The 23894-nt window shown below is 71.8% G+C and carries 20 protein-coding genes and 1 riboswitch; of the genes, 7 read left to right on the forward strand and 13 right to left on the reverse strand.

All coding sequences use genetic code 11. The features are described from left to right. Positions 1-184 precede the first annotated feature (184 nt). Positions 185-2137: an AAA family ATPase gene (locus tag OTB20_RS27285; protein WP_267821420.1), complete on the forward strand. Its 1953-nt coding sequence runs from the start codon at positions 185-187 to the stop codon at positions 2135-2137. A gap of 201 nt (positions 2138-2338) precedes the next feature. On the opposite strand, the gene OTB20_RS27290 is transcribed toward OTB20_RS27285, so the two are convergent. From OTB20_RS27290 to ribD, 11 genes are all read right to left on the reverse strand, one after another. Beyond that, positions 2339-3535, reverse strand: coding sequence for an ALF repeat-containing protein (locus tag OTB20_RS27290; protein WP_267821422.1), 1197 nt, complete (start codon positions 3533-3535; stop codon positions 2339-2341). A gap of 145 nt (positions 3536-3680) precedes the next feature. Next, positions 3681-4724, reverse strand: coding sequence for a hemolysin family protein (locus tag OTB20_RS27295; RefSeq protein WP_267821424.1), 1044 nt, complete (start codon positions 4722-4724; stop codon positions 3681-3683). Further along, positions 4721-6190 (reverse strand): hemolysin family protein, encoded by a 1470-nt coding sequence (locus OTB20_RS27300; RefSeq protein WP_267821425.1) that lies wholly within the window; start codon positions 6188-6190, stop codon positions 4721-4723. Before OTB20_RS27300 ends, OTB20_RS27295 begins: the two co-directional genes overlap by 4 nt. 200 nt (positions 6191-6390) lie before the next feature. Further along, the gene (locus OTB20_RS27305) at positions 6391-6855 is read right to left on the reverse strand and encodes a PH domain-containing protein (RefSeq protein WP_267756946.1); all 465 of its coding nucleotides are present in this window, start codon (positions 6853-6855) and stop codon (positions 6391-6393) included. 92 nt (positions 6856-6947) lie between these two features. Continuing rightward, positions 6948-7796, reverse strand: coding sequence for an ATP phosphoribosyltransferase (gene hisG / locus OTB20_RS27310; protein ID WP_267756947.1), 849 nt, complete (start codon positions 7794-7796; stop codon positions 6948-6950). A 104-nt stretch (positions 7797-7900) separates the two neighbouring features. Further along, entirely contained in the window at positions 7901-8182 is a 282-nt protein-coding gene (locus OTB20_RS27315; RefSeq protein WP_267756948.1) for a phosphoribosyl-ATP diphosphatase, read from the reverse strand. Positions 8183-8214: 32 nt separating this feature from the next. Then, positions 8215-8703, reverse strand: coding sequence for a 6,7-dimethyl-8-ribityllumazine synthase (gene ribH, locus OTB20_RS27320; RefSeq protein WP_267756949.1), 489 nt, complete (start codon positions 8701-8703; stop codon positions 8215-8217). A 76-nt stretch (positions 8704-8779) separates the two neighbouring features. Then, positions 8780-10084: a bifunctional 3,4-dihydroxy-2-butanone-4-phosphate synthase/GTP cyclohydrolase II gene (locus tag OTB20_RS27325; protein ID WP_267821427.1), complete on the reverse strand. Its 1305-nt coding sequence runs from the start codon at positions 10082-10084 to the stop codon at positions 8780-8782. After that, positions 10081-10734, reverse strand: coding sequence for a nicotinamide mononucleotide transporter family protein (locus OTB20_RS27330; RefSeq protein WP_267756951.1), 654 nt, complete (start codon positions 10732-10734; stop codon positions 10081-10083). The genes OTB20_RS27325 and OTB20_RS27330 overlap by 4 nt, the downstream gene beginning before the upstream one ends. Beyond that, positions 10731-11336 (reverse strand): riboflavin synthase, encoded by a 606-nt coding sequence (locus OTB20_RS27335; protein WP_267821429.1) that lies wholly within the window; start codon positions 11334-11336, stop codon positions 10731-10733. The genes OTB20_RS27330 and OTB20_RS27335 overlap by 4 nt, the downstream gene beginning before the upstream one ends. After that, positions 11337-12428 carry a bifunctional diaminohydroxyphosphoribosylaminopyrimidine deaminase/5-amino-6-(5-phosphoribosylamino)uracil reductase RibD gene (gene ribD / locus OTB20_RS27340; protein ID WP_267821478.1) on the reverse strand — a complete coding sequence of 364 codons (1092 nt, stop codon included), beginning with the start codon at positions 12426-12428 and terminating at the stop codon, positions 11337-11339. Positions 12429-12645: 217 nt separating this feature from the next. Continuing rightward, a riboswitch (FMN riboswitch) is annotated at positions 12646-12776 on the reverse strand. A 490-nt stretch (positions 12777-13266) separates the two neighbouring features. Here ribD and OTB20_RS27345 point away from each other — a divergent pair. Continuing rightward, entirely contained in the window at positions 13267-15648 is a 2382-nt protein-coding gene (locus tag OTB20_RS27345) for a chitinase C-terminal domain-containing protein (protein WP_267821431.1), read from the forward strand. Positions 15649-15875: 227 nt separating this feature from the next. After that, complete coding sequence (locus OTB20_RS27350) at positions 15876-16652, forward strand: SDR family oxidoreductase (protein WP_267821433.1); 777 nt, start codon at positions 15876-15878, stop codon at positions 16650-16652. Here OTB20_RS27350 and OTB20_RS27355 read toward each other — a convergent pair. Both OTB20_RS27355 and OTB20_RS27360 read right to left on the reverse strand, forming a co-directional pair. Next, entirely contained in the window at positions 16618-18054 is a 1437-nt protein-coding gene (locus OTB20_RS27355; protein ID WP_267821434.1) for a S41 family peptidase, read from the reverse strand. The two genes, OTB20_RS27350 and OTB20_RS27355, sit on opposite strands and share 35 nt — an antisense overlap. Positions 18055-18177: 123 nt before the next feature. Further along, positions 18178-19260: an ROK family transcriptional regulator gene (locus OTB20_RS27360; protein ID WP_267821480.1), complete on the reverse strand. Its 1083-nt coding sequence runs from the start codon at positions 19258-19260 to the stop codon at positions 18178-18180. Between the two features lie 213 nt (positions 19261-19473). Here OTB20_RS27360 and OTB20_RS27365 point away from each other — a divergent pair, with 213 nt between their 5' ends. From OTB20_RS27365 to OTB20_RS27380, 4 genes are all read left to right on the forward strand, one after another. Further along, positions 19474-20742 carry an MFS transporter gene (locus tag OTB20_RS27365; RefSeq protein WP_267821435.1) on the forward strand — a complete coding sequence of 423 codons (1269 nt, stop codon included), beginning with the start codon at positions 19474-19476 and terminating at the stop codon, positions 20740-20742. Between the two features lie 88 nt (positions 20743-20830). After that, positions 20831-22243, forward strand: a complete 1413-nt coding sequence (locus tag OTB20_RS27370; RefSeq protein WP_267821482.1) for a uracil-xanthine permease family protein — start codon at positions 20831-20833, stop codon at positions 22241-22243. Positions 22244-22319: 76 nt separating this feature from the next. After that, positions 22320-22970: a DUF5995 family protein gene (locus OTB20_RS27375; protein ID WP_267821436.1), complete on the forward strand. Its 651-nt coding sequence runs from the start codon at positions 22320-22322 to the stop codon at positions 22968-22970. A 66-nt stretch (positions 22971-23036) separates the two neighbouring features. Next, on the forward strand, positions 23037-23861 hold the full coding sequence (locus OTB20_RS27380; RefSeq protein ID WP_267821437.1) for a class I SAM-dependent methyltransferase: 825 nt from the start codon (positions 23037-23039) through the stop codon (positions 23859-23861). The last annotated feature ends 33 nt before the right edge of the window (positions 23862-23894 follow it).

The raw sequence follows: 23894 nt of genomic DNA on the forward strand, positions 1-23894 counted from the left end.
CCCATTTCTCACCCTGCGTCACCACAGAGCACCCTGGTGCGCACCCGGCCCGTCTTCACCGCACCCTACGTAAGGTGCGTAACCGAAGGTACGATGCACCCCTGATTTCATCGGCACAGGGTCAACTCGCGTGCGCGTCGCGAGGGTTGCTGTGTACCACGGGGGCAGGCTTGTGGGGGATGTGATGGATTTCGCCGCGCACGGCAGCAGCGCGCACGCCCCGGCCGAACTCGCCTGGCTGCGGGGTGTGGACGCCTGCACCATGGGCGCCTACCCGCAGGCCGAGGAGGAGTTCCGGGCGGCCGTACGACTCGATCCCGCGATGGCCGATGCCTGGCTGGGGCTGCACGCGCTCCGAGTCGACACCACCAACGCGTTATTGCGCATGTACGCCCACCGGGACCGCTTCGGGGAACAACGGGCCCGCCACCGGCGGACGCTCAACTCCTGGTACTGGCTGGGCTGGTGGGTGCAGCCGGTACTGGAAACCCGGCGGGACCTGCTGCTGGCGCACGCCTCGCACTGGCTGGACGGCCGCCACGTCCCCGAGCTGGACCAGGCCCTCGCGGCCCTGCCACCGGTGGACACCGACCCCCAGGTCCGGTTCCTGCACGCCTGCCGGGCGTACCTGGTCAAGGACTGGGAGCAGTTGGTCCACTCCACCGAAACTCTGGTCGACGATCCGCTCCTGGGCATCGAGGCGGGCCTGTTCGGCGGCATGGCCCGGGTCCGGCTGGAGATGTACGGGCAGGCCGAGCCGCTGCTGGCGGCCTCGCTGATGCGCTGTCGCAGCGAGCAGCCGCAGCGCAAGGAGCTGCGGTACTGGCTGGCGCGGGCACACGAGGGGACCGGCCGCAGTGCGGCGGCGCTGCCGCTCTACCGGGCGGTGCACCGGGTGGACCCGGCGTTCATGGACACGGCGGCCCGGCTGACGGCGATCGAGGACAGCGAGGACGCCGACGGCCTGGCCGGGTACGCGAGCGGCGCCGGCTACGAGGCCTTCGGCGGCCACGGACCGGCCCCCTCGGGCGGGGACTTCGCGGCCGTGGCGCTGGGCGGCGGCGGTCCGGTCCAGGAGATCGCCGCGGACGGGCAGCCCGATCCGGATCCGCTGGCGGCGGCCGACCCGCCCGAGCCGCGGCACGGACCGGGGGCTTCGGGGCCCGGCTCGGGGCTGCCGGCCGGCGTGCGGCACAAGGCCTCGCTGCCTTCGCAGCCGGGACCGGTGGGACTGCCGGCCGCGCCGGCGGATCCGGCGGCGCTGGCCGAGGCGCTCGCGGAGCTGGAGCGGATGGTGGGCCTGGAGCCGGTCAAACGGCAGGTCAAGGCCCTCTCCGCGCAACTGCACATGGCCAGGCTACGGACCGGCCAAGGCCTGCCGGTGCAGCCGCCGAAACGCCACTTCGTCTTCTCCGGGCCGTCGGGCACGGGCAAGACCACCGTCGCACGGATCCTGGGGCGGGTCTTCTACGCGCTGGGTTTGCTCGGCGGTGACCACCTCGTGGAGGCCGGGCGCGCGGACCTGGTCGGCGAGTTCCTCGGGCAGACCGCCGTCAAGGCGAACGAGCTGATCGACTCGGCGATCGGCGGGGTGCTGTTCGTGGACGAGGCGTACAGCCTGTCCAACTCCGGCTACAGCAAGGGCGACGCGTACGGCGACGAGGCCCTGCAGGTGCTGCTGAAGCGGGCAGAGGACAACCGCGACCACCTGGTGGTGATCCTGGCGGGCTATCCGGCGGGGATGGACCGGCTGCTCGCCACGAATCCGGGCCTGTCCTCGCGGTTCACCACACGGGTGGACTTCCCCAGCTACCGGCCGCTGGAACTCACCTCCATCGGCGGGGTCCTGGCGGACGCGAACGGGGACCGGTGGGACGAGGAGGCGCTGGAGGAGCTGCGGAGCATCAGCGGGCACGTGGTGGAGCAGGGGTGGATCGACGAGCTGGGCAACGGGCGGTTCCTGCGCACGCTGTACGAGAAGAGCTGCGCGTACCGGGATCTTCGGCTGGCCGGCTTCGCCGGGGATCCGTCCCGGGACGATCTCTCCACCCTGCGGCTGGCCGATCTGATGCAGGCCTACGGGGAGGTGCTGTCGGGGCGGGGGCCCCAGGAACGGCCGGAGCCGCCGCCCCTGTAGTCCGCTGCGCGGGGCGAAGTCCCCTCCCCGCCCTTCCACCGTTCCCAGGGCCCGGCCCTGACCCGGTCCTCAAACGCCGGACGGGCTGAACAGACCCTGGGGCTCCGCCCCGGACCCCGCGCCTCGAACTCCCCCAGCTACCTCTGGGAGGGACCCCCGGGGCGAGGCTGTCCATAGAGCCTCGCCGGCTGTGGCGACGGGTCAGCGCGTGGAGCCGGCGCGGCGCATGCGGGCGGCGAGCAGGAGGCCCGCGCCGGCGAGGAGTGCGGTGCCCGCACCGCCCGCGATCAGGGCGGCGTTGCCCGCGCCGGTGGCGGCGAGGGGTGAACCGCTGCCGCCCTGGGGGGTGACGGTGGTGTTACCGGTGCCGGGGCCGGAGTCCGTGCCCGAACCGGAGCCCGAACCCGAGGCCGGGTCCTTCTGGTCCTGCTCGTCCTTGCCCTGCTCGCCCTTGCCCTGCTCGCCCTTGCCCTGCTCGCCCTTGCCCTGCTCCTGCTGGGCCTTCTTGTCCTTGGCGCGAGCCTCGTGCTGTCCCGTCTTCAGGAACTCCGCGCGGTCGGCGGCCGTGCCGGCCAGGGCGGCGCGGCCGGCCTTGACCAGTTCCGGGCCCCCGCCGTCGATGATCTTCGCGATCGCGACCCGGTTGTCCTGATCGCGCAGCTCGTACTGCGTCACCTCGAGGAAGCGACGCAGCTCGGCCGGGGTCGGGGAACCGCCCAGGAGCTTGCTGATCGCCTCGCTCAGGATGGGGCCGTCCCAGTCTTCGTCGATGCGGGCGAGTTCGGCCCGGTCGTCGGCGGCCTGGGCAAGGTACCGGCCCGTCTCCAGGAAGACGACGCGTTCGGCGGGAGTGCCGTTGAGCGCCTTCTTGCCCGCTTCCACCAATTCGGGGCCCCCGCCGGCGATGACCTGCGCGATCGCCACCCGGTTGTCCTGGTCGCGCAGCTCGTGCTGGGTGACCTCGTAGAAGTGGCGCAGCTTCTCCAGGTTCCTGCTGTCGTTCCGGAAGAGCTCGTTGATGCCTTCCTTCAGGCCGGGGCCGGCGTCGTTCGCGAGCCGGAGGATCAGCACCCGGTAGTCGTCGATGCGGATCTCGTGCTGGTCGGTCTCGATGAACCTGCGCATCGCCGCAGGGCCGTCGGCGATGGCCTTGCGGCCGGCTTCCTTCATGGTCTCGCTGGCCATCGGGTCGGCAATGATCGCGAGGATCGTCTTGCGGTCCTGCTCCGCCTGCCCCTCGTCGGCCTGGCCGGTCGCCGCCTGGTCGCGTGCGGTCGGAGCCGTCGGCTGGGCGGCCTTGCCTTCCTCCTGACCGGCGGCGAAGGCCGGCGACGCGAGGAGGACGGCCGGAGCCAGGGCAGCGGTGGTGACCGCAGCGGCGATACGGGAAAACTTCACAGCGAAACCCCTCTTGAACGCGTTCTTTACTGCATCAGACGCACCGGACGCACCAATGGTTGTACGGCACATCAAGAACGGGATCAGAAGCAGGTCGGGCCGGCCGCGCTCAGTGCGCGGCCGGCCCGATCCGAAGGGACATGCCTCAGGCGCGGACCGCCGGGATCCGGTGGGACGGGTCCCGGACTTCGCCGACCAGGGTCTCCAGTACGTCCTCCAGGGCGACCAGGCCGAGGACCCGGCCCCCCGGATCGGCGACCTGGGCAAGGTGTGTGGCGTCCCGGCGCATGACGCTGAGCGCGTCGTCCAGCGGGAGCGTGGAGCACACCGTGGTCATCCGGCGCCAGACCCGCTGGGGCACCGCGCGTTCCCGGTCTTCCAGGTCCAGTACGTCCTTCACGTGCAGGTAGCCCATGAAGGCGCCGCTGTCGGAGCGGACGGGGAAGCGGGAGTAGCCGGTGCGGACCGTGAGCTGCTCGATCTGGCGCGGGGTGACGGCGGGGCCGACCGTGACCAGCCGGTCCGGGGCGAGGAGGACGTCGGTGACTGGGCGGCTGCCCAGTTCCAGGGCGTCCTCCAGGCGCTCCTGTTCGACCGGCTCCAGGAATCCGGCCTGCCGGGAGTCCTTGAGCAGCCGGCCCAGCTGGGCCGAGGTGTAGACGGCCTCGACCTCGTCCTTGGGCTCCACCTTGAAGAGCCTCAGGATCAGCGTGGCGCAGGCGCCGAGGGCCGTGGTGACCGGTCCGCAGACGCGGGCGAAGGCGACCAGGCCGGGGCTGAACCACAGGGCCGTCTTCTCGGGGGCCGCCATGGCGAGGTTCTTGGGGACCATCTCGCCGATGACCAGGTGCAGGAAGACCACGGCGGTCAGCGCGAGCGCGTAGCCGAGGGGGTGGATCAGGCCTTCGGGCACATGCGCCGCGTGAAAGACGGGCTCCAGGAGCCGGGCCACGGTGGGTTCGGCGACGGCGCCGAGGGTCAGCGAGCACATGGTGATGCCGAACTGTGCGGCGGCCATCATGCGCGGCAGGTTCTCCAGGCCGTGGAGCACCTGGCGGGCCCTCTTGGAGTGGGCCGCCAGAGGTTCGATCTGGCTGCGGCGGACGGAGACGAGGGCGAACTCGGCGCCGACGAAGAAGCCGTTGGCCAGGACGAGGAGCAGGGCGAAGAGCAGTTGGAGCGCGTTCACCGGCCACCCACCGGTTCCAGCTCGGCGGGGGCGGCGGGCAGGGAGCCCACCCCGCCGAGGCCCACCACGTCGAAGCCCGACCCGTCCGAGCCCAGCCCGTACGAGCCCTGCGCTCCGAAGCCGTATCCGGCCAGGCCCTGCGTACCGGGGCCCACGGGGGCCGTGCGTACGAGGCGGACCCGTTCGGCGCGGTAACGGCGGACCTGGCGCACGGAGAGCTTCCAGCCGGGCAGTTCGGCGCGGTCCCCGGGGGCGGGGATGCGGCCGAGGAGGTCGGCGACGAGCCCGGCGACGGTCTCGTACGGGCCTTCGGGTACCTCCAGGCCTATGCGCCGCAGGGTCTGCACGCGGCAGCTCCCGTCAGCCTCCCAGGAGGGACGGCCGTCCTCGGCGGCTACGGCGGCCAGTTCGGGGCTGCCGTCCTCCGCGAGGTCGTGCTCGTCGCGGACTTCGCCGACGAGCTCCTCCACGATGTCCTCCAGGGTGACGACGCCGGCGGTGCCGCCGTACTCGTCGACGACCACGGCCATGGGCTGTTCGCTGCGCAGTCGTTCCAGCAGCGGCTGCACCGGCAGGGAGCCGGGGACCAGCAGCGGAGCCACGCAGATCCCGCTGACGCTGGTGCGGGCACGCTCGGACTCGGGCACGGCGAGGGCGTCCTTGAGGTGGACGACCCCGGTGATCTCGTCGATGCGCTCGCGGTAGACGGGGAAGCGGGACAGGCCCGTGGCGCGGGTCAGGTTGAGCACGTCGGCGGCGGTGGCCGTGTGCTGCAGCGCGCTGACCTTGACCCGGGGGGTCATGATCAGCTGGGCCGTGAGCTCGCCCAGCGAGAGGGTCCGTACGAAGAGGTCGGCGGTGTCCTGTTCCAGGGCGCCGGCCTGAGCCGAATGCCGGACCAGGGAGACCAGTTCGCCGGGGGTGCGGGCGGAGGCCATCTCGTCGGTGGGCTCCACGCCGAGCGCCCGCACGAGCCGGTTGGCGACGGCGTTGAGGGCCGCGATGACCGGCCGGAAGGCACTGGAGAAGGCGTGCTGCGGGCCGGCGACGAAACGGGCCACCTGGAGCGGCCGGGAGACCGCCCAGTTCTTCGGGACGAGCTCGCCGACGACCATCTGGACGGCGGAGGCGAGCAGCATGCCGATGACCACGGCCACGCCGGGTACGGCGCCCTTGGGGAGGCCGGTCGCTGCGAGCGGCCCGGCCAGCAGGGCGGCGAGGGCGGGCTCGGCGAGCATGCCGACCACGAGGGAGGTGATGGTGATGCCGAGCTGGGTGCCGGAGAGCTGGAAGGACAGCTCCCGCAGGGCTGCGACGACCGTGCGGGCACGGCGGTCGCCTTCGGCTGCGGCGCGCTCGGCCTCGGGTCTCTCCACCGTGACGAGGCCGAATTCGGCTGCCACGAAGAAACCGTTGGCGAGGATCAGGGCGAATGCCGCCACGAGTAGGAGTAGCGGGATGGTCATGCCGCCGCCTCCGTGGGGAGGGCGGCGCGTGTACTACCGGACGATCCGTCCATTGCTGGAGGGAGTCACTCCTCGAGTTGCAGGTGCCCGCGGGCCTCGGGGTCCCGGGGCCGGTGGGAGGGCGCATCGTCGCGCCCCCACACCAGGGTAGTCACTGAGATCGCCGCCGCAATGGGACGCAGCGACTAGGTCGGACGCGGTCAGTCGTTCTTTGAACCGGTCCCGTGGGCCTCGGCCAGCGCACGCAGGGCGCGGGCGTCACCGATCGCCTGGGCCTTGGCGACTCCGGGCTGGATGCCGAGGGCGGGCAGGCTGGTGCCGTCGTTCAGGTCGAGGAAGACCCAGGCGTCGCCGGGGCGGAGGTTGACGCGCACGATCTGCGCCCACTCCAGGCGGCGGGTGGTGGTGAGGTTGACGACCGTGACCCCCGTCTCGTCCGCGACCACCTTGGGGCGGCTGAGCAGGACGAGGACGGAGCTCAGCAGGACGGCGACGAAGACGAAGCTGATCCGCTCGCCGGGCTGCAGGCGCTCCAGCATCAGGGCGATCGTCGTGATGGTGAGGAACATGGCGAGGCCCACGCCCAGCAGGACGACCCGGGTGCGGGTCGGCCGGAAGGTGACCGGCAGGGTGGGCGGGGCGGGCTGGGCGGCGGCGTCGGCCATGTTCCTCAGGTGCCTTCGGGTGGTGCCGGATGTCGGCGCGGGTGGATCTGGGTGCCGGCGGGCCGGATCGGACCGGTGCGCCGGCGTGCCCGTCAGAGGCGGCAGGCGTGGATCGAGGTGGTGAGGATGGCCCGCGCGCCGAGCTCGTACAGGTCGTCCATGATCCGCTGGGCTTCCTTGGCGGGGACCATGGCGCGGACGGCGACCCAGCCCTCGTTGTGCAGCGGGGAGATGGTCGGCGACTCCAGGCCCGGGGTGAGGGCGACCGCGCGCTCCAGGTGCTCGGCGCGGCAGTCGTAGTCCATCATCACGTAGCTGCGGGCGACCAGGACGCCCTGGAGGCGGCGCAGGAACTGCTGGGCCCGGGGGTCTTCGGGGTCGGTGCCGTTGCCGCGGATGACGACTGCCTCGGAGGTCATGATCGGCTCGCCGATGACCTCCAGTCCGGCGTTGCGCAGGCTGGTGCCGGTCTCGACGACGTCGGCGATGATCTGGGCGACGCCGAGCTGGATGGCGGTCTCGACCGCGCCGTCGAGGTGGACGACGGAGGCCTCGATGCCCTTCTCGGCCAGGTGGTTCGCGACGATCCCCTCGTACGAGGTCGCGATGGTCATCCCGTGGAAGTCCTCGGGGCCCTTCGCGGTGCCGGGGATGGTGGCGTAGCGGAAGGTGGAGCGGCCGAAGTTCAGCGGCAGGATCTCCTCGGCGCTGGCGCCGGAGTCGATCAGCAGGTCGCGGCCGGTGATGCCGATGTCGAGCTTGCCGGAGGACACGTAGATGGCGATGTCCTTGGGGCGGAGGTAGAAGAACTCCACCTCGTTCTCGGGGTCGACGACCACGAGCTCCTTGGACTCCTTGCGCATCCGGTAGCCGGCCTCATGGAGCATCGCCGACGCCGGTCCGGAGAGTGAACCCTTGTTGGGGACGGCGATGCGCAGCATGGGGCTTCCTTTGGTGCGTAGGTGCGAAAGGGGGTGCTGGTACGGGTACGGGCGCGCGGAGGCCCCGGCACGGTGCGCCGGGGCTCGCGCGAAATCGCTCCGGCCTAGAGGTGCGCGTAGACGTCGTCGAGGGAGATCCCGCGCGCCACCATCATCACCTGGACGTGGTAGAGCAGCTGGGAGATCTCCTCGGCGGCGGCTTCCTTGCTCTCGTACTCGGCGGCCATCCAGACTTCGGCGGCCTCCTCGACGACCTTCTTGCCGATGGCATGGACACCCTTGCCGACCAGCTCGGCGGTGCGGGAGGTGCTGGGGTCGCCGTTGGCGGCTTTGAGCTGGAGCTCGGTGAAGAGCTCTTCGAAGCTCTTGGGGGGTTTGTTCGCCATGATGGTCCTCAGAATAAGGGGTCCGCGGCCGCCTACTGGCGCCAGGGTTCGCTGACGGTCCGCAGGGTCATGGCGGTGGAGACGGCGGCGGTGACCGCTTCGTGCCCCTTGTCCTCGTTCGACCCCTCGAGCCCGGCGCGGTCCAGCGCCTGCTCGTCGTTGTCGCAGGTCAGTACGCCGAAGCCGATGGGGACTCCGGTGTCGATCGATACCTGCACCAGGCCCTGGGTGACGCCCGCGCAGACGTAGTCGAAGTGCGGGGTGCCGCCGCGGATGACGACGCCGAGGGCGACGATGGCATCGTAACCGCGACCGGCCAGTACCTTCGCCACGACCGGGAGCTCGAAGCTGCCCGGGACGCGCAGCACGGTCGGCTCGTCGATTCCCAGCTCGTGCAGGGCCCGCAGGGCGCCGTCCACCAGGCCGTCCATGACCTTCTCGTGCCACTGGGCCGCGATCACGGCGACGCGCAGGTCTCCGCAGTTCTTCACGCTCAGTTCGGGTGCGCCCTTGCCGCTCACAGCTCTGCTCCTCGTTGCGATTCGTATGGTGTTGCTCGGGAGTGGTGTTGCTCGGAGTGTCTTGCTCGGAGTGGTGTTACTGGTTGCCGCAGGCGGACGTGGCCGGGGGCCCGTCCAGCCAGGGCAGGTCGTGGCCCATGCGGTCCCGCTTGGTGCGCAGGTAGCGCAGGTTGTGCTCGCCCGCCTCCATGGGCATCGGCTCCCGATCGGAAACCTTGATGCCGTGGCTGATGAGGGCCGCCGACTTCTCGGGGTTGTTGGTCAGCAGCCGGACGCTGTGGACGCCGAGGTCGGCGAGCATCTGCGCGCCTGCCCCGTAGTCGCGGGCGTCGGCGGGCAGGCCCAGCTCCAGGTTGGCGTCGAGGGTGTCGCGGCCGCGCTCCTGGAGTTCGTAGGCGCGGAGCTTGGACAGCAGGCCGATGCCGCGGCCCTCGTGGCCGCGCAGGTAGACGATCACACCGCGGCCGGCCGCCTGGACGCGCTCCATGGCGGTGTGCAGCTGGGGGCCGCAGTCGCAGCGCTGCGACTGGAAGATGTCTCCGGTCAGGCATTCGGAGTGCATCCGGACCAGGACGTCCTCGCCGTCGCCGATCTCTCCATGGACGAGGGCGACGTGCTCGACGCCGTCCACGGTGGAGCGGAATCCGTAGGCCGTGAAGTGGCCGAAGGAGGTCGGCAGGTTGACCTGGGCCTCGCGGCGCACGGTCGGCTCGGCGGAGCGGCGGTAGGCGATCAGGTCCTCGATGGAGATGATCGTCAGGCCGTGCTTGCGGGCGAAGGGGATCAGCTCGGGCAGCCGCAGCATGACGCCGTCCTCACCGGCGATCTCCACGATGGCTCCGGCCGGGCGCAGGCCCGCGAGGCGGGCGAGGTCGACGGCGGCCTCGGTGTGGCCGTTGCGGACCAGGACGCCGCCGGGCTTGGCGCGCAGCGGGAAGACGTGGCCGGGGCGCACGAAGTCGGCGGGGCCCGAGACCCCGTCGGCCAGCAGCCGCAGGGTGGTGGCGCGGTCGGCGGCCGAGATGCCGGTGGTGACGCCGTGGGCGCCGCTCGCGTCCACGGAGACGGTGAAGGCCGTCTGCATCGACTCGGTGTTGTGCTGGACCATCTGGGGGAGTTCGAGCCGCTCCAGCTCGTCGCCCTCCATCGGGGCGCAGATCAGGCCGCGGCACTCGCTCATCATGAACGCGATGATCTCGGGGGTGGCCTTCTCGGCCGCGATGACGAGGTCGCCCTCGTTCTCGCGGTCCTCGTCGTCCACGACGACGACCGGGCGGCCTGCCGCGATATCGCGGATGGCCTGCTCGACGGGGTCGAGCCGGAACGTCTCTTCGAGCTCGACGTCGGGCACGGGCTTCAGGACGGGGTTCGGGGAGATCATGCCGTTGCTCCTTCCAGAGCCGGGGCGGGTGTGGTGCGCGAACGGAGCCACCAGTCGCGCATGCCCCACAGGACGAGCGCGCCGTAGATGACGTAGACGAAACCGGAGAACGCGTAGCCGTTGGCGAAGTTCAGGGGGACGCCGACCAGGTCGACCAGGAGCCAGGCGAACCAGAACTCGACCATGCCGCGCGACTGGGCGTACATGGCGACGATCGTGCCGACGAAGATGTAGGCGTCGGGCCACGGGTCCCAGGACAGTGCCGGGAAGGCGGTGAAGAGGAGCGCGACGGCGACCGTGCCGACGGCGGCGGCGGCCACCAGGGCGCCGCGCTCGCGCCAGGTGGCGAAGCGGACGGCGAGCCCGCCGTCCTGGGCCTGCTGCCGGCCCCGGTGCCACTGGGACCAGCCCCAGGCGGCGACGAGCATGACGACGACCTGCTTGCCGGCGCTGCCGGACAGGTGGCCTGCGGAGAAGGCCACGAAGAGGATCACGCCGGAGAGGAACTGGGCGGGCCAGGTCCATATGGAACGCCGCCAGCCGAGGGCGAGGGCGACGAGACCGATCGTGTTGCCGATCATGTCGGACCACTTGATGTGCTGGTCGAAGGCGGTGAACGCCTCCGAGTTCAGCCAGTTCAGGGCGCTCATCGTGTCGCCTCCCGGTCCGCGCCGAGCAGCCGCTCCACGTACTTGGCCAGTACGTCGACCTCGAGGTTGACCGGGTCGCCGGGCTGCTTGAGGCCCAGGGTGGTCAGGTCGAGGGTGGTGGGGATGAGGCTGAGGGTGAACCAGTCGGCGGCGGCCTCGACCACGGTGAGGCTGACGCCGTCGACCGTGATGGAGCCCTTCTCCACGACGTAGCGGGAGAGGTTCGCCGGGAGGGCGACCTTGACGAGCTCCCAGTGCTCGGAGGGGGTGCGCGAGAGGATCTCGCCGGTTCCGTCCACGTGCCCCTGGACCAGGTGGCCGCCGAGCCGTCCGCCGAGCGCCATCGGGCGCTCCAGGTTGACCCGGGAACCCTGGGTGAGGGCGCCGAGGCTGGAGCGGTTCAGCGTCTCCTGCATGACGTCGGCGGTGAACTCGCCGTCACCGGTCTCGACGACCGTCAGGCAGACGCCGTTCACGGCGATGGAGTCGCCGTGCTTGGCGTCCTCGGTGACGACCGGGCCGCGCAGGCGGAAGCGGGAGGCTTCGGCGAGCTGCTCGACGGCGACGACCTCGCCCAGTTCTTCGACGATTCCGGTGAACACTCAGTGCTCCTTGAGGGCTGTGGGGGCGGAAGGGGACGCTTCGGGGACGGCGGTGACGCGGATGTCCGTGCCGATGCGGACGGTTTCGGTGATGCGCAGGCGCAGCGCGTCGGCGATGGTGCCGATGCCGGCGTCGGCGAGAGCGGTGGGGCCCGCGCCGAGGAGGACGGGGGCGAGGTAGCCGACGACCTTGTCGACCGCCCCGGCGGCGACGAAGGCGCCGGCCAGGGTGGGGCCGCCTTCGAGGAGGACGGAGCGGATGCCGCGGCCGTACAGCTCGCGCAGCAGGGCGTCCACGGAGATCCCGTACTTGTCGTACGGGAGCCGGGCCAGCTCCACTCCGGCGAGGTGGCGGATGTCCGCGTCCTCGGCGACGGCGATCAGGGTGGGGGCGGCCTCGTCCAGGACCCGGGCGGTGGGCCGGATGGTGGCGTGGGTGTCCAGGACCACGCGCAGGGGCTGGTCGGCGGCCGTGAACCCGTCGATCCCCCGCACCGCGAGGTGCGGGTCGTCGGCGCGCAGGGTGCCGGAGCCCACGACGACGGCGTCGGACTCGGCGCGCAGCCGGTGGACGTCGGCGCGGGACTCGGGGGAGCTGATCCAGCGGCTGGTGCCGTCGGCGGCGGCGATGCGGCCGTCGAGGGTCGCGGCGTACTTCCAGAGGATGTACGGGCGGCCCAGGCGTACGGAGGTCAGCCATGCGGCGTTGCCCTCCGCGGCCTCCTGCGCGAGCAGTCCGGCCCCGGTGTCGATCCCGGCGGCGCGCAGGGTGGCGCCGCCACCGCTGGCCTGCGGGTTCGGGTCGCAGACCGCGTAGACCACGCGGGTGATCCCGGCGGCGATGAGGGCCTGCGCGCAGGGTCCCGTACGGCCGGTGTGGTTGCAGGGTTCGAGGGTGACGTAGGCGGTGCCGCCGCGGGCCGCCCCGCCTGCCGCGCCCAGGGCGTGGACCTCGGCGTGCGGGCCGCCGGCCCGCTCGTGCCAGCCTTCGCCCACGATGGTGCCCGAGGCGTCTGTGATGACGCAGCCGACGACCGGGTTGGGGCTGGTCGAGCCGAGTCCGCGGGCGGCGAGCTCAATGGCTCGGCGCATGGCAAGGCTGCCCGCGTCGGGTGCTGTGTGCGCGGCGTGTGTCGCCACCGGGTCCTCCTGCCTCATCGGGCACGGACTCCGGGGCCTGTCGGGATACGACAGATGAAGCGGGTAGCACACGCAGGGACGCCGAGGCCGGAAAAACGGTCCGTTGGACGACACGTCCCGAGGGATGTGCCGATGGACCGCCGACGGCGGCGTACCGGTGACTGGCCCGCCGCGCACTGCCTCCCATCCGGACTTTAACCGTCGGTCCAGGAATTTCACCTGGTCAACCGGCCGCTGGATGCGGACGGGTCGCGGACTATAACCGCCGGTTCGGAATTACACCGACCCCGGAGTGCGCTGCTACTGGTACTGCAGCCCAGTGTGCCACGAGTGATCGACGGCCATGCGGGTGAGTCAATGTGGCCTGGGTCACACATTTGGTCATTCCTGAACGCGTTTGCTACGCCGTCCGGCCGATTCGTTCCACATGTGCGCCCACTTCCGGCCCGTCGGCCCTGGTCGGATCACGGCCGGGCTCGCACCGGGCTCGCGACCCGGGCAGCGCCAGGACGCCACCGGATGGCACCCACCTCCACCGGATCCCGTAGAGGCCTTGACGGAAGCTCGACCAAGTCTTGAGGCAACCCCGCAGACGTCTTGAGCGAACCTCGACGGAACTTGCGAGATCGCGCACTTTGGTCCAGACCTATTGACGGGTTGGTCTAGTCCTCTTAACGTTCCCTTCATCTTCCCCGGGAGTCAGCCCGTCAGATGTGCGCACGTCACGGGCCAACACGCACCACGTTCCAGCCTGTTGTGTCCTGCCATCCTCCCCTCCCCAGGAGGCACAATGCTGTCCCCCACACGGACGAGGGCCATGCTCCTGACGTCCGGCGCCGCAATCGCCGGTCTGTTGGTCGCGGGTCTCTCTACGGGCGTCTCGCACGCCGCCGACAACGAGTCCTGTCGCCCCGACGGTCTGTACAAGACCGCGGGTGTCGACGTCCCGTACTGCTCGGTCTACGACACCGAGGGCCGCGAGAAGATGGGCGCCGACCACCAGCGCCGCGTCATCGGCTACTTCACCGGCTGGCGCACGGGCAAGGACGGCACCCCCGCCTACCTGCCCAGCAACATCCCGTGGTCCAAGGTGACCCACCTGAACTACGCCTTCGCCCACGTCGACGGCAGCAACAAGATCTCGGTCGGCGCGGACAACGCGAACAACTCGGCCACCGGGATGACCTGGCCGGGCGTCGCGGGCGCCGAGATGGACCCCGCCCTCCCTTACAAGGGCAATTTCAACCTGCTGAACAAATTCAAGAAGCAGAACCCCAACGTCAAGACCCTGATCTCGGTCGGCGGCTGGGCCGAGACCGGCGGCTACTTCGGCGACGACGGCAACCGCGTCGCGTCGGGCGGCTTCTACTCGATGGCCACCAACGCCGACGGTTCGGTCAACCAGGCCGGCATCAACACCTTCGCGGACTCCTCGGTCGAGTTCATCCGCAAGTACGGGTTCAACGGCGTCGACATCGACTACGAATACCCGACCACCATGAAGGACGCGGGCAACCCGCTGGACTGGCAGCTGTCCAACGCCCGCCGGGCCGGCCTCGTCAAGGGCTACGACATCCTGATGAAGTCCCTGCGCGAGAAGCTCGACCGGGCCGGCGCCGCCGACGGCAAGCACTACCTGCTGACCGTCGCCGCCCCCTCCTCCGGCTACCTGCTGCGCGGCATGGAGACCTTCCAGATGCAGAAGTATCTGGACTACGTCAACATCATGTCCTACGACCTGCACGGCGCCTGGAACGAGTACGTCGGCCCCAACGCCTCGCTCTTCGACGACGGCAAGGACGCCGAACTGGCGGCCGCCAACGTCTACGGCAGCTCGCAGTACGGGAGCATCGGCTACCTCAACACCGACTGGGCCTACCACTACTTCCGCGGCTCCATGCCGGCGGGCCGCATCAACATCGGCCTGCCCTACTACACCCGCGGCTTCAAGAACGTCCAGGGCGGCACCGACGGCCTGTGGGGCAAGGCTGCCGCGACCAACTGCCCGGCCGGCGCGGGTCTGACCAAGTGCGGTGACGGCGCGGTCGGCATCGACAACCTGTGGCACGACAAGGACACCAACGGGGTCGAGTCCCCCGCCGGTTCCAACCCGATGTGGCACGCCAAGAACCTCGAGAAGGGGATCGTCGGCGACTACGTCACCAAGTACGGCTTCCCGGCGAACACCACGCTGACCGGCACCTACGTCCGCAAGTACGACGCGAACCTGGTCGCCCCGTGGCTGTGGAACGCACAGAAGAAGGTCTTCCTCTCCACGGAGGACGAGCAGTCGGTGGCGGCCAAGGCCGACTACGTGGTCGACCGCGGCATCGGCGGCACCATGGTCTGGGAGATGGCCGGCGACTACGCCTGGAACGCCGCCAAGGGCCAGTACGAGATCGGCGACACGCTGACCTCCGTGATGTACGACAAGTTCAAGGCCGCTGCCCCGTACGGCGCCAAGAAGTCCAACACCGCGCTGCCCGCGCAGGCCGTGGACATCAAGACGGAGTTCACCGAGTTCAAGCTGGGCGACTCCAACTACCCGATCACCCCGAAGCTCAAGATCACCAACAACACCCAGACGACTCTGCCGGGTGGCACGGAGTTCCAGTTCGACTACTCGACCGCGTCTCCCGCCAACGCCTCCGACCAGTCGGGCTTCGGGACCAAGGTGATCAAGAGCGACCACACGGGCAGCAACGTCGGCGGCCTGAAGGGCGACTTCCACCGGGTCTCGCTGAAGCTCCCGGCGTGGCAGACCCTGGCCCCGGGCGCCTCCGTCGACCTGGCCTTCAACTACTACCTGCCGGTGTCCACGCCCTCCAACTGGACGGTGAACATCGCCGGGACGACGTACTCGCTCGCCGGCGACCTGACGCGCGGCACCACCGTGGTCCAGCCGGGCACCACCACCCCGCCGACCACGCCTCCCACCACTCCGCCGACGACCCCGCCGACGACTCCCCCGGCCACGCCTCCGACCACGCCTCCGACCACGCCTCCGAGCGGCACCTGCACCAACCCGGCGTACGTCGCGGGGGCCGTGACCAACGGCGGGTCGATCGTCTCCCACAAGGGCCACAACTGGAAGGCCAGCTGGTGGACGCAGAACGAGGAGCCGGGCACCACCGGCGAGTGGGGCGTCTGGAAGGACCAGGGTGCCTGCTGACACACCGCGGGTGACCGCGTAACCGAAGACGAGTGAGGACCCGGTGGCCCGGCGGCCATCGGGTCCTCGCGTTCGTAGGGGGACCTGGAGCCGCTCTCCGCACCGGTTCGCGGGACGGGCCGGCGGTCTTGTGGCGCCCCGCCAACTCCCTTGTCAGGGAGAGCTGTACGGTCCGTGGTGATGAGCTCGTGCGTGAGCGCGTCGGCCTAGGAAGGGATACGGACACCATGGGCGGCATCCTGGTCACGGGAGGCACGGGGAACCTGGGGGCGCTGGTCGTCGCCCGGCTGCGGGAGGCGGGCCGCGAGGAGGTCCGGGTGCTGAGCCGGCACGCGCCCGACTACCCGGTGGACCTTCTGAACGGCGCCGGACTCGACGCGGCGATGGCGGGCACGGAGGTGGTCGTGCACTGCGCGACGGCGACGCGCGGTGGTGACGAGGTGGCCGCCGGACACCTGATCGAGGCGGCCCGGCGGGCCGGGACGGTCCGGAACATCGTCTACATCTCGATCGTGGGGGTGGATGAGGTTCCGCTCGGCTACTACCGGAGCAAACTCGCGGTGGAACGCCTGCTGGAGGCCTCCGGGCTCGGCGTGACCATCCTGCGGACCACCCAGTTCCACGATCTGGTGGCCCGGGTGTCCGGCTCGGCGGCGAAGCTGCCGGTGGTCCTGCTGCCCAAGGGGGTCCGGGTGCAGCCGATCGCCGCCGAGGAGGTCGCGGCCCGGCTCGCGGAGCTGGCCGTACCGGTCCCGGCGGGCCGGGTCCCGGACATGGGCGGCCCGGAGACCCACACCCTGACGGACCTGGGCCGCGCATACCTGGCGGCGACCGGCCGCCGGCGCCGGGTGGTCGCGCTGCCCCTCGCGGGCAGGGCCTACGCGGGCTTCAAGCGCGGCGGGAACCTGGCGCCCGCGCACGCGGTGGGCAAGGTGACCTTCGCCGAGTTCCTCGCACGGCGGGCGGCGGTCAGCCCCGGGGAAGACGGCGCAGCGCGGAGGTGAAGGCGGAGTCGCGGCGCGCCCCGAACTCCTCCTCCGTGAAGACCGGGGTGGTGACGTCGACCGGGATGCCCGGCCCGTCGAAGGTCTTGCCGGTACGGGTCAGGAACTGCTCGTTGGGCAGGCCGAGCTCCCAGCCGTTGGGCAGGGTGCGGCCGAGGACGTCGGAGAAGACCCCCTGGGTCGGACCGCCGATGCGCACCGTGCGGCCGGGGCGCTCCATGAGAGCCTGGGTGAAGGTCTCGCCCGCGCTGATGGTGGAGCCGCCGGTGAGCACGGCGATCGGGCCCGTGTAGCGGGGGCCCTGCGCGGGCCGGACGTACAGGGCCTGCGGGCGGGTGAACCGGGTCGCGTCGGCGGGGTCGTTACGCACGCGCTTGGCGTAGGCGAAGTACGGCCGGTCCGTGAGCCGGGCGGCCAGGCGCAGGCCGAGCTCGTCGGAGCCGCCGCCGTTGATCCGCAGGTCGATGACCAGGCCGCGCAGGCGGGCGGTGCGATCGGCGGTGAAGACGCTCTCCAGGACGCGGTCGAGCTCGGCGCTCTCCGAGGCGAAGTCCCCGCTCTCGGTGTAGCCGCCGAAGCCCGACAGGCGCAGGTAGCCGCGGCCGTCGGGCAGGTCGGCGTAGGAGATGCGGCCCTGGGCGAACTCCTGCGGAGCGCGGCCGCCGAGGTCCACGTCCTGGATGTAGGCCTTGACGCGGGTTTCGAGTTCGAGGGTCGGGACCACGGTGCCCGGGCGGCCCTCGCCGAAGAACCGGTCGCCTCCCAAGAGGTGGACGTGCGCGTCGTGCAGGGGGGCGAGCATCTCCCGGAAGACGGCGAAGAGTTCGTCCTCGGTGGTGCCGGCGTGCACACGGGGGCGGTGGCTCTCGCGCACGGCGTTCCAGTCGACTCCCTTGGCGGCGAAGAAGGGGTAGTTCTCCGCGAAGGTCTGCCAGAACACGTCGAAGGTGGCGACCGGGTCCGCGCCCGGGCCTGGCTCCTGGACCTCGCGGCACCGCTCGGGCAGGGCGGCGAGGCGGCGGGTGGCGCGGTCGCCGACCGAGCCCTCGACGTGCACCGATCCGGGGCGCACGGTGAGGACCTCGCCGTCCTCGGTGGAGTAGCGGAAGGCGGCGGCGCTCCCGCTGTCCGGGACCCGCGCCGCGCTCGCTCCGGGCAGGCAGCTGATCCCGGTGACCTGGTACTCCCGGAGCCGGCCGGACTCCACACTCAGTGCGGTCCCGTAGCCGTCGAGCTGCCAGGTCCCGATGGGCCCGGCGGGCGGGCGGCCCGCGGTGGAGGCCGCGGCGGGGCCGGCGGTGGTGGCCGCGAGGGCGAGGAGCAGGGCTGCGGCGGCCGCCCGCCGGTGGGTGCGTATACCTGTGCGCGTGGGTGTGCGCGTGGGTGTGCGTGTGCCGGTCATCGTGCTGTCCCCGTTCGCCGAAGTCCCTTGACACTGCACAGGATCCGGGGCGGCCGGGGGTCGGGGACATCCGGCGGTCCCCCCTGCCCGGGGTGGGGATACCCCCGGATCCGGGGGCCGCACTCAGCCGAAGAGCACCGCCTGGACCGCCTCGCGCGCCGCCAGGCGGGCGCCGGTGAGGACAGCGGGATCGCCGAGGGCGGTGGCGCGGACCTCGGTCGGGACCGGGGACATCGCGCCGAGGCGGACCGCGACCCGGTCCGCCAGCGCCCGGCCGCCGGCGCGGCCGAGCTCGCCGCCGAGCACCACGCAGCCGGGGTCCAGGATCGCGGCCATGGCCGCCGCGCCCAGTGCGAGCCGCTCGGCCAGCGCGTCCAGGAAGGGCTCGCCCGCGGCGCCCGCGGCCGCCTCCTCCACCGGTCCGTGGAATCCGTACGAGGCCGCGAGGGCGGCCACCGCGCCCCGCCCTGCCAGCGAGTGGAAGCCGCCCGCGCAGTCGGTGGCCGACGGCACCCCGGCGGGGCCCGGGACCGGCAGGAAGCCGATCTCCCCCGCGCCGCCGGAGGCGCCGCGGCGCAGCCGGCCGTCCAGGACCACGGCCGCGCCGACCCCTTCGCTGAGCCACAGCAGGACGAAGGAGTCCACGTCGCGCGCCGCGCCGACGCGCTGTTCGGCCAGGGCCGCCAGATTGGTCTCGTTCTCGACGACGACCTGCGCGGGGAGCCGCCGTTGCAGCGCGGCCACCAGGTCCCGGTGCCAGGCGGGCAGTCCGACGGTGTTGCCCAGTTCGCCGCTTCCGGGCGCCACCAGCCCCGGTGCACCGATCACCACCGTGTGCAGCCGGTCCGCACCCGCCTCGCGCGCGAGCTCCTCCAGCCGGTCCACCGCCTCGTCGACCGCGTCGACCGGCAGCGCGGCCTGCGCCAGCGGCCGCCCGAGGAGGTCGGCGACGACCGCGGTCGCACTGTCGGTGCGCACGTCGAGCGCCGCGAGGTAGGCCCGCCGCGCGACGATCCCGTACAGCCTGGCGTTGGGGCCGCGGCGCTGTTCGCCGGATTCTCCGACGACCTCGATCAGTCCGGCCTGGGCCAGCCGTTCCACCAGGTCGGCGACGGAGGGCCGGGACAGGCCCGTGAGCTTCTTGAGCTGGGTGGCCGTCAGCGGGCCCTCGTCCTGGAGCAGCCGCAGGGCCAGCCGGTCGTTGATGGCCCGGGCGGTGCTCGGCGAGGCCGGGGACGGTGCGGGCGCGGACCGGGCGGGTGCGGACGGCGGCGCCGCGGAGGGCGAGGGCCGCTGGGGCGAGCCCGGCGGCGGTGCGGTGTCGGCTGCGCTCGTCAGGGCGTTGGCGGGAGTCACAGCGCCATCCTAGGAGCCCGGGGGGATTAACTATCAGGCAGGGTCCCTGATAGTTTACGTGTCATGACCGGGGAAACCAGCCTCAGCCCGGCGCGACTGCGCCATGCCCGCTTCGCCATAGCCGGCGTCTTCTGCGCACACGGCGCAGTCACCGGCTCCTTCGCCACCCGAATCCCCTGGATCCAGGACCACGCGCAGCTCAGCGCGGGCACCCTGGGCCTGGCCCTCGCCTTTCCCGCGCTCGGCGCCGCGCTCACCATGCCGCTGGCCGGGCGCATCAACCACCGGTTCGGCGCGCGCGCCGCCCTGCGGATGCTGCTGTCCCTGTGGACGCTCTCCCTCATCCTGCCGAGCCTCGCCCCGAACCTGGTGACACTCTGCTTCGCCCTCTTCGTCTACGGCAGCGCCGCCGGTATGGCCGACGTGGCCATGAACGCGCTGGGCGTGGAGACCGAGAACCGCCTGAAGCGCTCGATCATGTCCTCGCTGCACGGCATGTGGAGCGTGGGCGCCCTGATCGGGTCGGCCGTCGGCACCCTCGCCGCGCACTCCGGCGCCGACGCCCGCCTGCACCACCTGATCGCCGCGCTCGCCCTGACGGTGGCCGGGCTGGTCGCCGTACGGGGCGTCCTGGACCTGCGCACCGACGCCGACGGCGGGGAAGCGCCGCCGCATTTCGCACTGCCCCCGAAGTCCGCGCTGTTCATCGGCGCGATCGGCTTCTGCGCGGTCTTCGCCGAAGGCGCGAGCCTGGACTGGTCCGCGGTGTACCTGCGCGACGTACTGCACACGAACGCCGGCCTCGCCGCCGCCTCGACCACCGCGTTCGCGCTCACGATGGCGATCGCCCGGCTGGCCGGGGACAGGGTGGTGGACCGGTTCGGGGCCGTACGCACGGTCCGCGTCGGCGGCGCACTGGCCACCGCGGGCGGGCTGCTCGTGGTCACGGTCCACCATCCGGCCGCGGCCCTGGCCGGGTTCGGGCTGATCGGGCTCGGCATCGCGGTGGTGGTCCCGCTGGCCTTCGCGGCGGCCGCGCGCAGCGGTCCGGCGCCGGCGCAGGCCATCGCCGGTGTCGCGACGATCACGTACACCTCGGGGCTGATCGCCCCTTCGGCGATCGGCGCGGTGGCCGACGTGACCTCGCTGGTGGTGTCGTTCGGGCTGGTCACGCTGCTGTCGTTCGCGCTGATCGCGGGGGCGACCGTACTGCGCCAGCGGCCTGCGGCGGGGTCAGCCGTACCGGCGCAGGCTCCGACGGGGGGCACGGGCGGGGTCGCGGGCGGGGTCGCGGCCGCCGACCAGGACGAACCCGCACCTATCCGGCCGTAATATGGCGCCTGGCCGCCTGCGGCCTCGTAGCTTGACCAAACGCGGGTTCGACCCGGCCCGGCGAAGAACGAACGAAATGCGGTGGAACATGGGCCTCGGCGTGCGCTGGACCCTGCACGGAGACGGGCGGACCCCCGCCCCCGGCGCGGTGGTGCGGCCGGACGAGCGGCTGACCTGGCCGCGGACCGCCGGGCTGGGTGCCCAGCACGTCGTGGCGATGTTCGGGGCGAGCTTCGTAGCGCCGGTCCTGATGGGACTGGACCCGAACCTCGCCATCATGATGTCCGGTGTCGCCACCGTCATCTTCCTGCTGGCGACCCGCGGCCGAATCCCCTCCTACCTGGGCTGCTCGCTCTCCTTCGTCGGGGTGGCGGCGGCGATCCGGGCGAGCGGCGGGAACAGCGCGGTCGTCACGGGCGCGGTCTTCGTGGTCGGCGCGGCCCTGTTCCTGGCGGGGCTGGCGGTCCAGCGGTTCGGGGCGCGGATCATCCACGCGGCGATGCCGCCGGTGGTGACGGGCGCGGTCGTGATGCTGATCGGGTTCAACCTGGCGCCCGTGACGGCTTCCACGTACTGGCCCCAGGACCAGTGGACGGCGCTGCTGACGATGCTGTTCACCGGGCTGGCCGTGGTCTGCCTTCGGGGCTTCTGGTCCCGGATCGCGATCTTCCTCGGCCTGATCTTCGGGTACGGCATCTCCTGGGTCTTCGACCTCGTCTTCGGCAAGATCCACTCGACGGTGGGCGGTCCCGAGGCCGTGGACCACTGGCGGCTCGATCTGTCGGGCGTCGCCAAGGCCGACTGGATCGGGCTGCCGGCCTTCCACGCACCGCAGTTCCAGTGGTCGGCGATCCTGATCGCGCTGCCGGTGGTCATCGCGCTGATCGCGGAGAACGCCGGGCACATCAAGGCCGTCAGCGAGATGACGGGCGACCCGCTCGACGACAAGCTCGGCACGGCCATCGCGGCCGACGGCGCCGCCTCGATGCTGTCCACGGCGGTGGGCGGCCCGCCGAACACCACGTACTCCGAGAACATCGGCGTCATGGCCGCCACCCGCGTCTACTCCACCGCGGCCTACTGGGCCGCGGCCGGCTTCGCCCTCCTCTTCGGCCTGTGCCCGAAGTTCGGCGCGGTCGTCGCCGCGATCCCCGGCGGAGTACTGGGCGGGATCACCGTGATCCTGTACGGAATGATCGGCCTGCTCGGCGCGCAGATCTGGATCAACGGCCGGGTGGACCTGCGCAATCCGCTGAACCTGGTGCCGGCCGCGGCGGGCATCATCATCGGCGTCGGCGGGGTCCGGCTGAACATCAGCGACAGCTTCGAGCTGGGCGGGATCGCGCTCGGCACGATCGTCGTGATCACCGGCTACCACGCCCTGCGGTACTTCGCGCCCCCGCACTTGAAGCAGCAGGAACCCCTGCTGGACTCGGGCACCTCCGCGTACGACGAGACGGCGCAGGGCCCTGCCGGGGAGGCCGGGGACAAGCGGGGTTGACGGAGTTTCGCCCGAACCGGCGAAGCGTACGGCCAAGTTCCCCTGATCCCGGCCCGCGGCTGGGACGCTGCCTCCCATGGCCCCCATGGAAGCGGTGCTGGCGCGGATGCGCGCCCTTGACGAGCGGCTCCCCGAGCGGGACGGCATCGCCGTCTTCAACCGGGTGTACCTCACGGTGACGCAGACGCTGCACGAGCGGATCGCGCACGGCGCGTTCCCGTCGCCCCGCCGGGCGGAAACACTCGCCGTCCGCTTCGCCGAGCACTATCTGGCGGCGGTCGAGGCGGACCGGGCCCCGGCGTGCTGGCGGCCGCTCCTCCAGTACCGCCGCCACCCCGGCGTCCGGCCGCTCCAGCACGCGCTGGCCGGGATCAACGCACACATCGGCCACGACCTGGCGCTGGCGGTGGTCTCCACCTGCCGTTCGCTCGACTGCGAACCGGCCGCGCTCGAAGCGGACTTCGACCGGGTCGGTGACACCCTGGTCTCCCTGGAGGAACACATCCGGGAGGACCTGATGCCGGGCCCGGACCTCCTGGAGATCGCGGACCCGCTGACGCACCTGCTGGGCGCGTGGAGCCTGGACCGCGCCCGATCGGGTGCCTGGGCCTCGGCCCGCCTGCTGTGGTCCCTGCGCCGCTCCCCCGATCTGGCGGAGGAGTTCACCGAGTCCCTCGACGCGGGAGTCGGCCTGGTGGGCCGCTGCCTGCTGACCCCCACGGGCTGAGACCCGGTACGGAGCCGCTGTCCGCCCGGCGTGTCCGGCGGATCGGGCCCTTACTAGGCTGCGCCGATGGACCGAGCCACCGACGTGCCCGAGATGCCCGCCCAGCCCGCGGATCCGGCCGAGGAGAACGACTACGACAGTTTCGCCGAGGCGTACTCGGCGGAGAACGAGAACAACCTCGTGAACGCGTACTACGAGCGGCCCGCGATGCTGGCCCTCGCCGGAGACGTGGCCGGCCGTCAGGTCCTGGACGCCGGCTGCGGCTCGGGCCCCCTGACCGCCGCACTGCGCGATCTCGGCGCGGTCGTCACCGGCCTCGACGCCAGCGCGGGGATGGTGGCGCTGGCCAGGCGGCGGCTCGGTGACGCCGCGGCCCTGCACGTGGCCGACCTGAGCGACCCGCTGCCGTTCGCCGACGACGCCTTCGACGACGTGATCGCGTCGCTGGTACTGCACTACCTGGAGGACTGGGGGCCGACGCTGGCCGAGTTGCGGCGAGTACTCAGGCCCGGCGGCCGGCTGATCGCGTCGGTGGAGCACCCCTTCGTCGCCTACGCGTTCCGGGATCCCCGGCCGGACTACTTCGCGACGACCAGCTACACCTTCGACTGGCCGCTCGACGGGCGGTCCGTCCCGATGAGGTTCTGGCGCAAACCCCTGCACGCGATGACCGACGCCTTCGCCACCGCGGGCTTCCTCCTGACCTCCATCAGCGAGCCGCAGCCCGACCCTGCCGCCCGCGCCCTGTTCCCCGACGGCTTCCAGGCCCTCTCTACCAAGACCTGCTTCCTCTTCTTCGTGGTCGAGGTCCCCCGCCGGAGCGCGTGCGCGTCGCGCTGGCGGGCCGTCTGGCGCGGCGACGCGGAGTGGGAGCGGCCGCCCCGGGCATGAGAACGGGCCGCCGCCGCGTTCGTGCGCGGGGGC

The organism is Streptomyces sp. H27-H1 (assembly GCF_026627445.1).
Lineage (GTDB): Bacteria > Actinomycetota > Actinomycetes > Streptomycetales > Streptomycetaceae > Streptomyces.

Coding starts and splice junctions, on each gene's coding strand:
- OTB20_RS27285 (WP_267821420.1), top strand. CDS start 185: ATGGATTTCGCCGCGCACGGCAGCAGCGCGCACGCCCCGGCCGAACTC.
- OTB20_RS27300 (WP_267821425.1), bottom strand. CDS start 6,190: ATGACCATCCCGCTACTCCTACTCGTGGCGGCATTCGCCCTGATCCTC.
- OTB20_RS27305 (WP_267756946.1), bottom strand. CDS start 6,855: ATGGCCGACGCCGCCGCCCAGCCCGCCCCGCCCACCCTGCCGGTCACC.
- hisG (WP_267756947.1), bottom strand. CDS start 7,796: ATGCTGCGCATCGCCGTCCCCAACAAGGGTTCACTCTCCGGACCGGCG.
- OTB20_RS27315 (WP_267756948.1), bottom strand. CDS start 8,182: ATGGCGAACAAACCCCCCAAGAGCTTCGAAGAGCTCTTCACCGAGCTC.
- OTB20_RS27325 (WP_267821427.1), bottom strand. CDS start 10,084: ATGATCTCCCCGAACCCCGTCCTGAAGCCCGTGCCCGACGTCGAGCTC.
- OTB20_RS27330 (WP_267756951.1), bottom strand. CDS start 10,734: ATGAGCGCCCTGAACTGGCTGAACTCGGAGGCGTTCACCGCCTTCGAC.
- ribD (WP_267821478.1), bottom strand. CDS start 12,428: ATGCGCCGAGCCATTGAGCTCGCCGCCCGCGGACTCGGCTCGACCAGC.
- OTB20_RS27345 (WP_267821431.1), top strand. CDS start 13,267: ATGCTGTCCCCCACACGGACGAGGGCCATGCTCCTGACGTCCGGCGCC.
- OTB20_RS27350 (WP_267821433.1), top strand. CDS start 15,876: ATGGGCGGCATCCTGGTCACGGGAGGCACGGGGAACCTGGGGGCGCTG.
- OTB20_RS27355 (WP_267821434.1), bottom strand. CDS start 18,054: ATGACCGGCACACGCACACCCACGCGCACACCCACGCGCACAGGTATA.
- OTB20_RS27365 (WP_267821435.1), top strand. CDS start 19,474: ATGACCGGGGAAACCAGCCTCAGCCCGGCGCGACTGCGCCATGCCCGC.
- OTB20_RS27370 (WP_267821482.1), top strand. CDS start 20,831: ATGGGCCTCGGCGTGCGCTGGACCCTGCACGGAGACGGGCGGACCCCC.
- OTB20_RS27375 (WP_267821436.1), top strand. CDS start 22,320: ATGGCCCCCATGGAAGCGGTGCTGGCGCGGATGCGCGCCCTTGACGAG.
- OTB20_RS27380 (WP_267821437.1), top strand. CDS start 23,037: ATGGACCGAGCCACCGACGTGCCCGAGATGCCCGCCCAGCCCGCGGAT.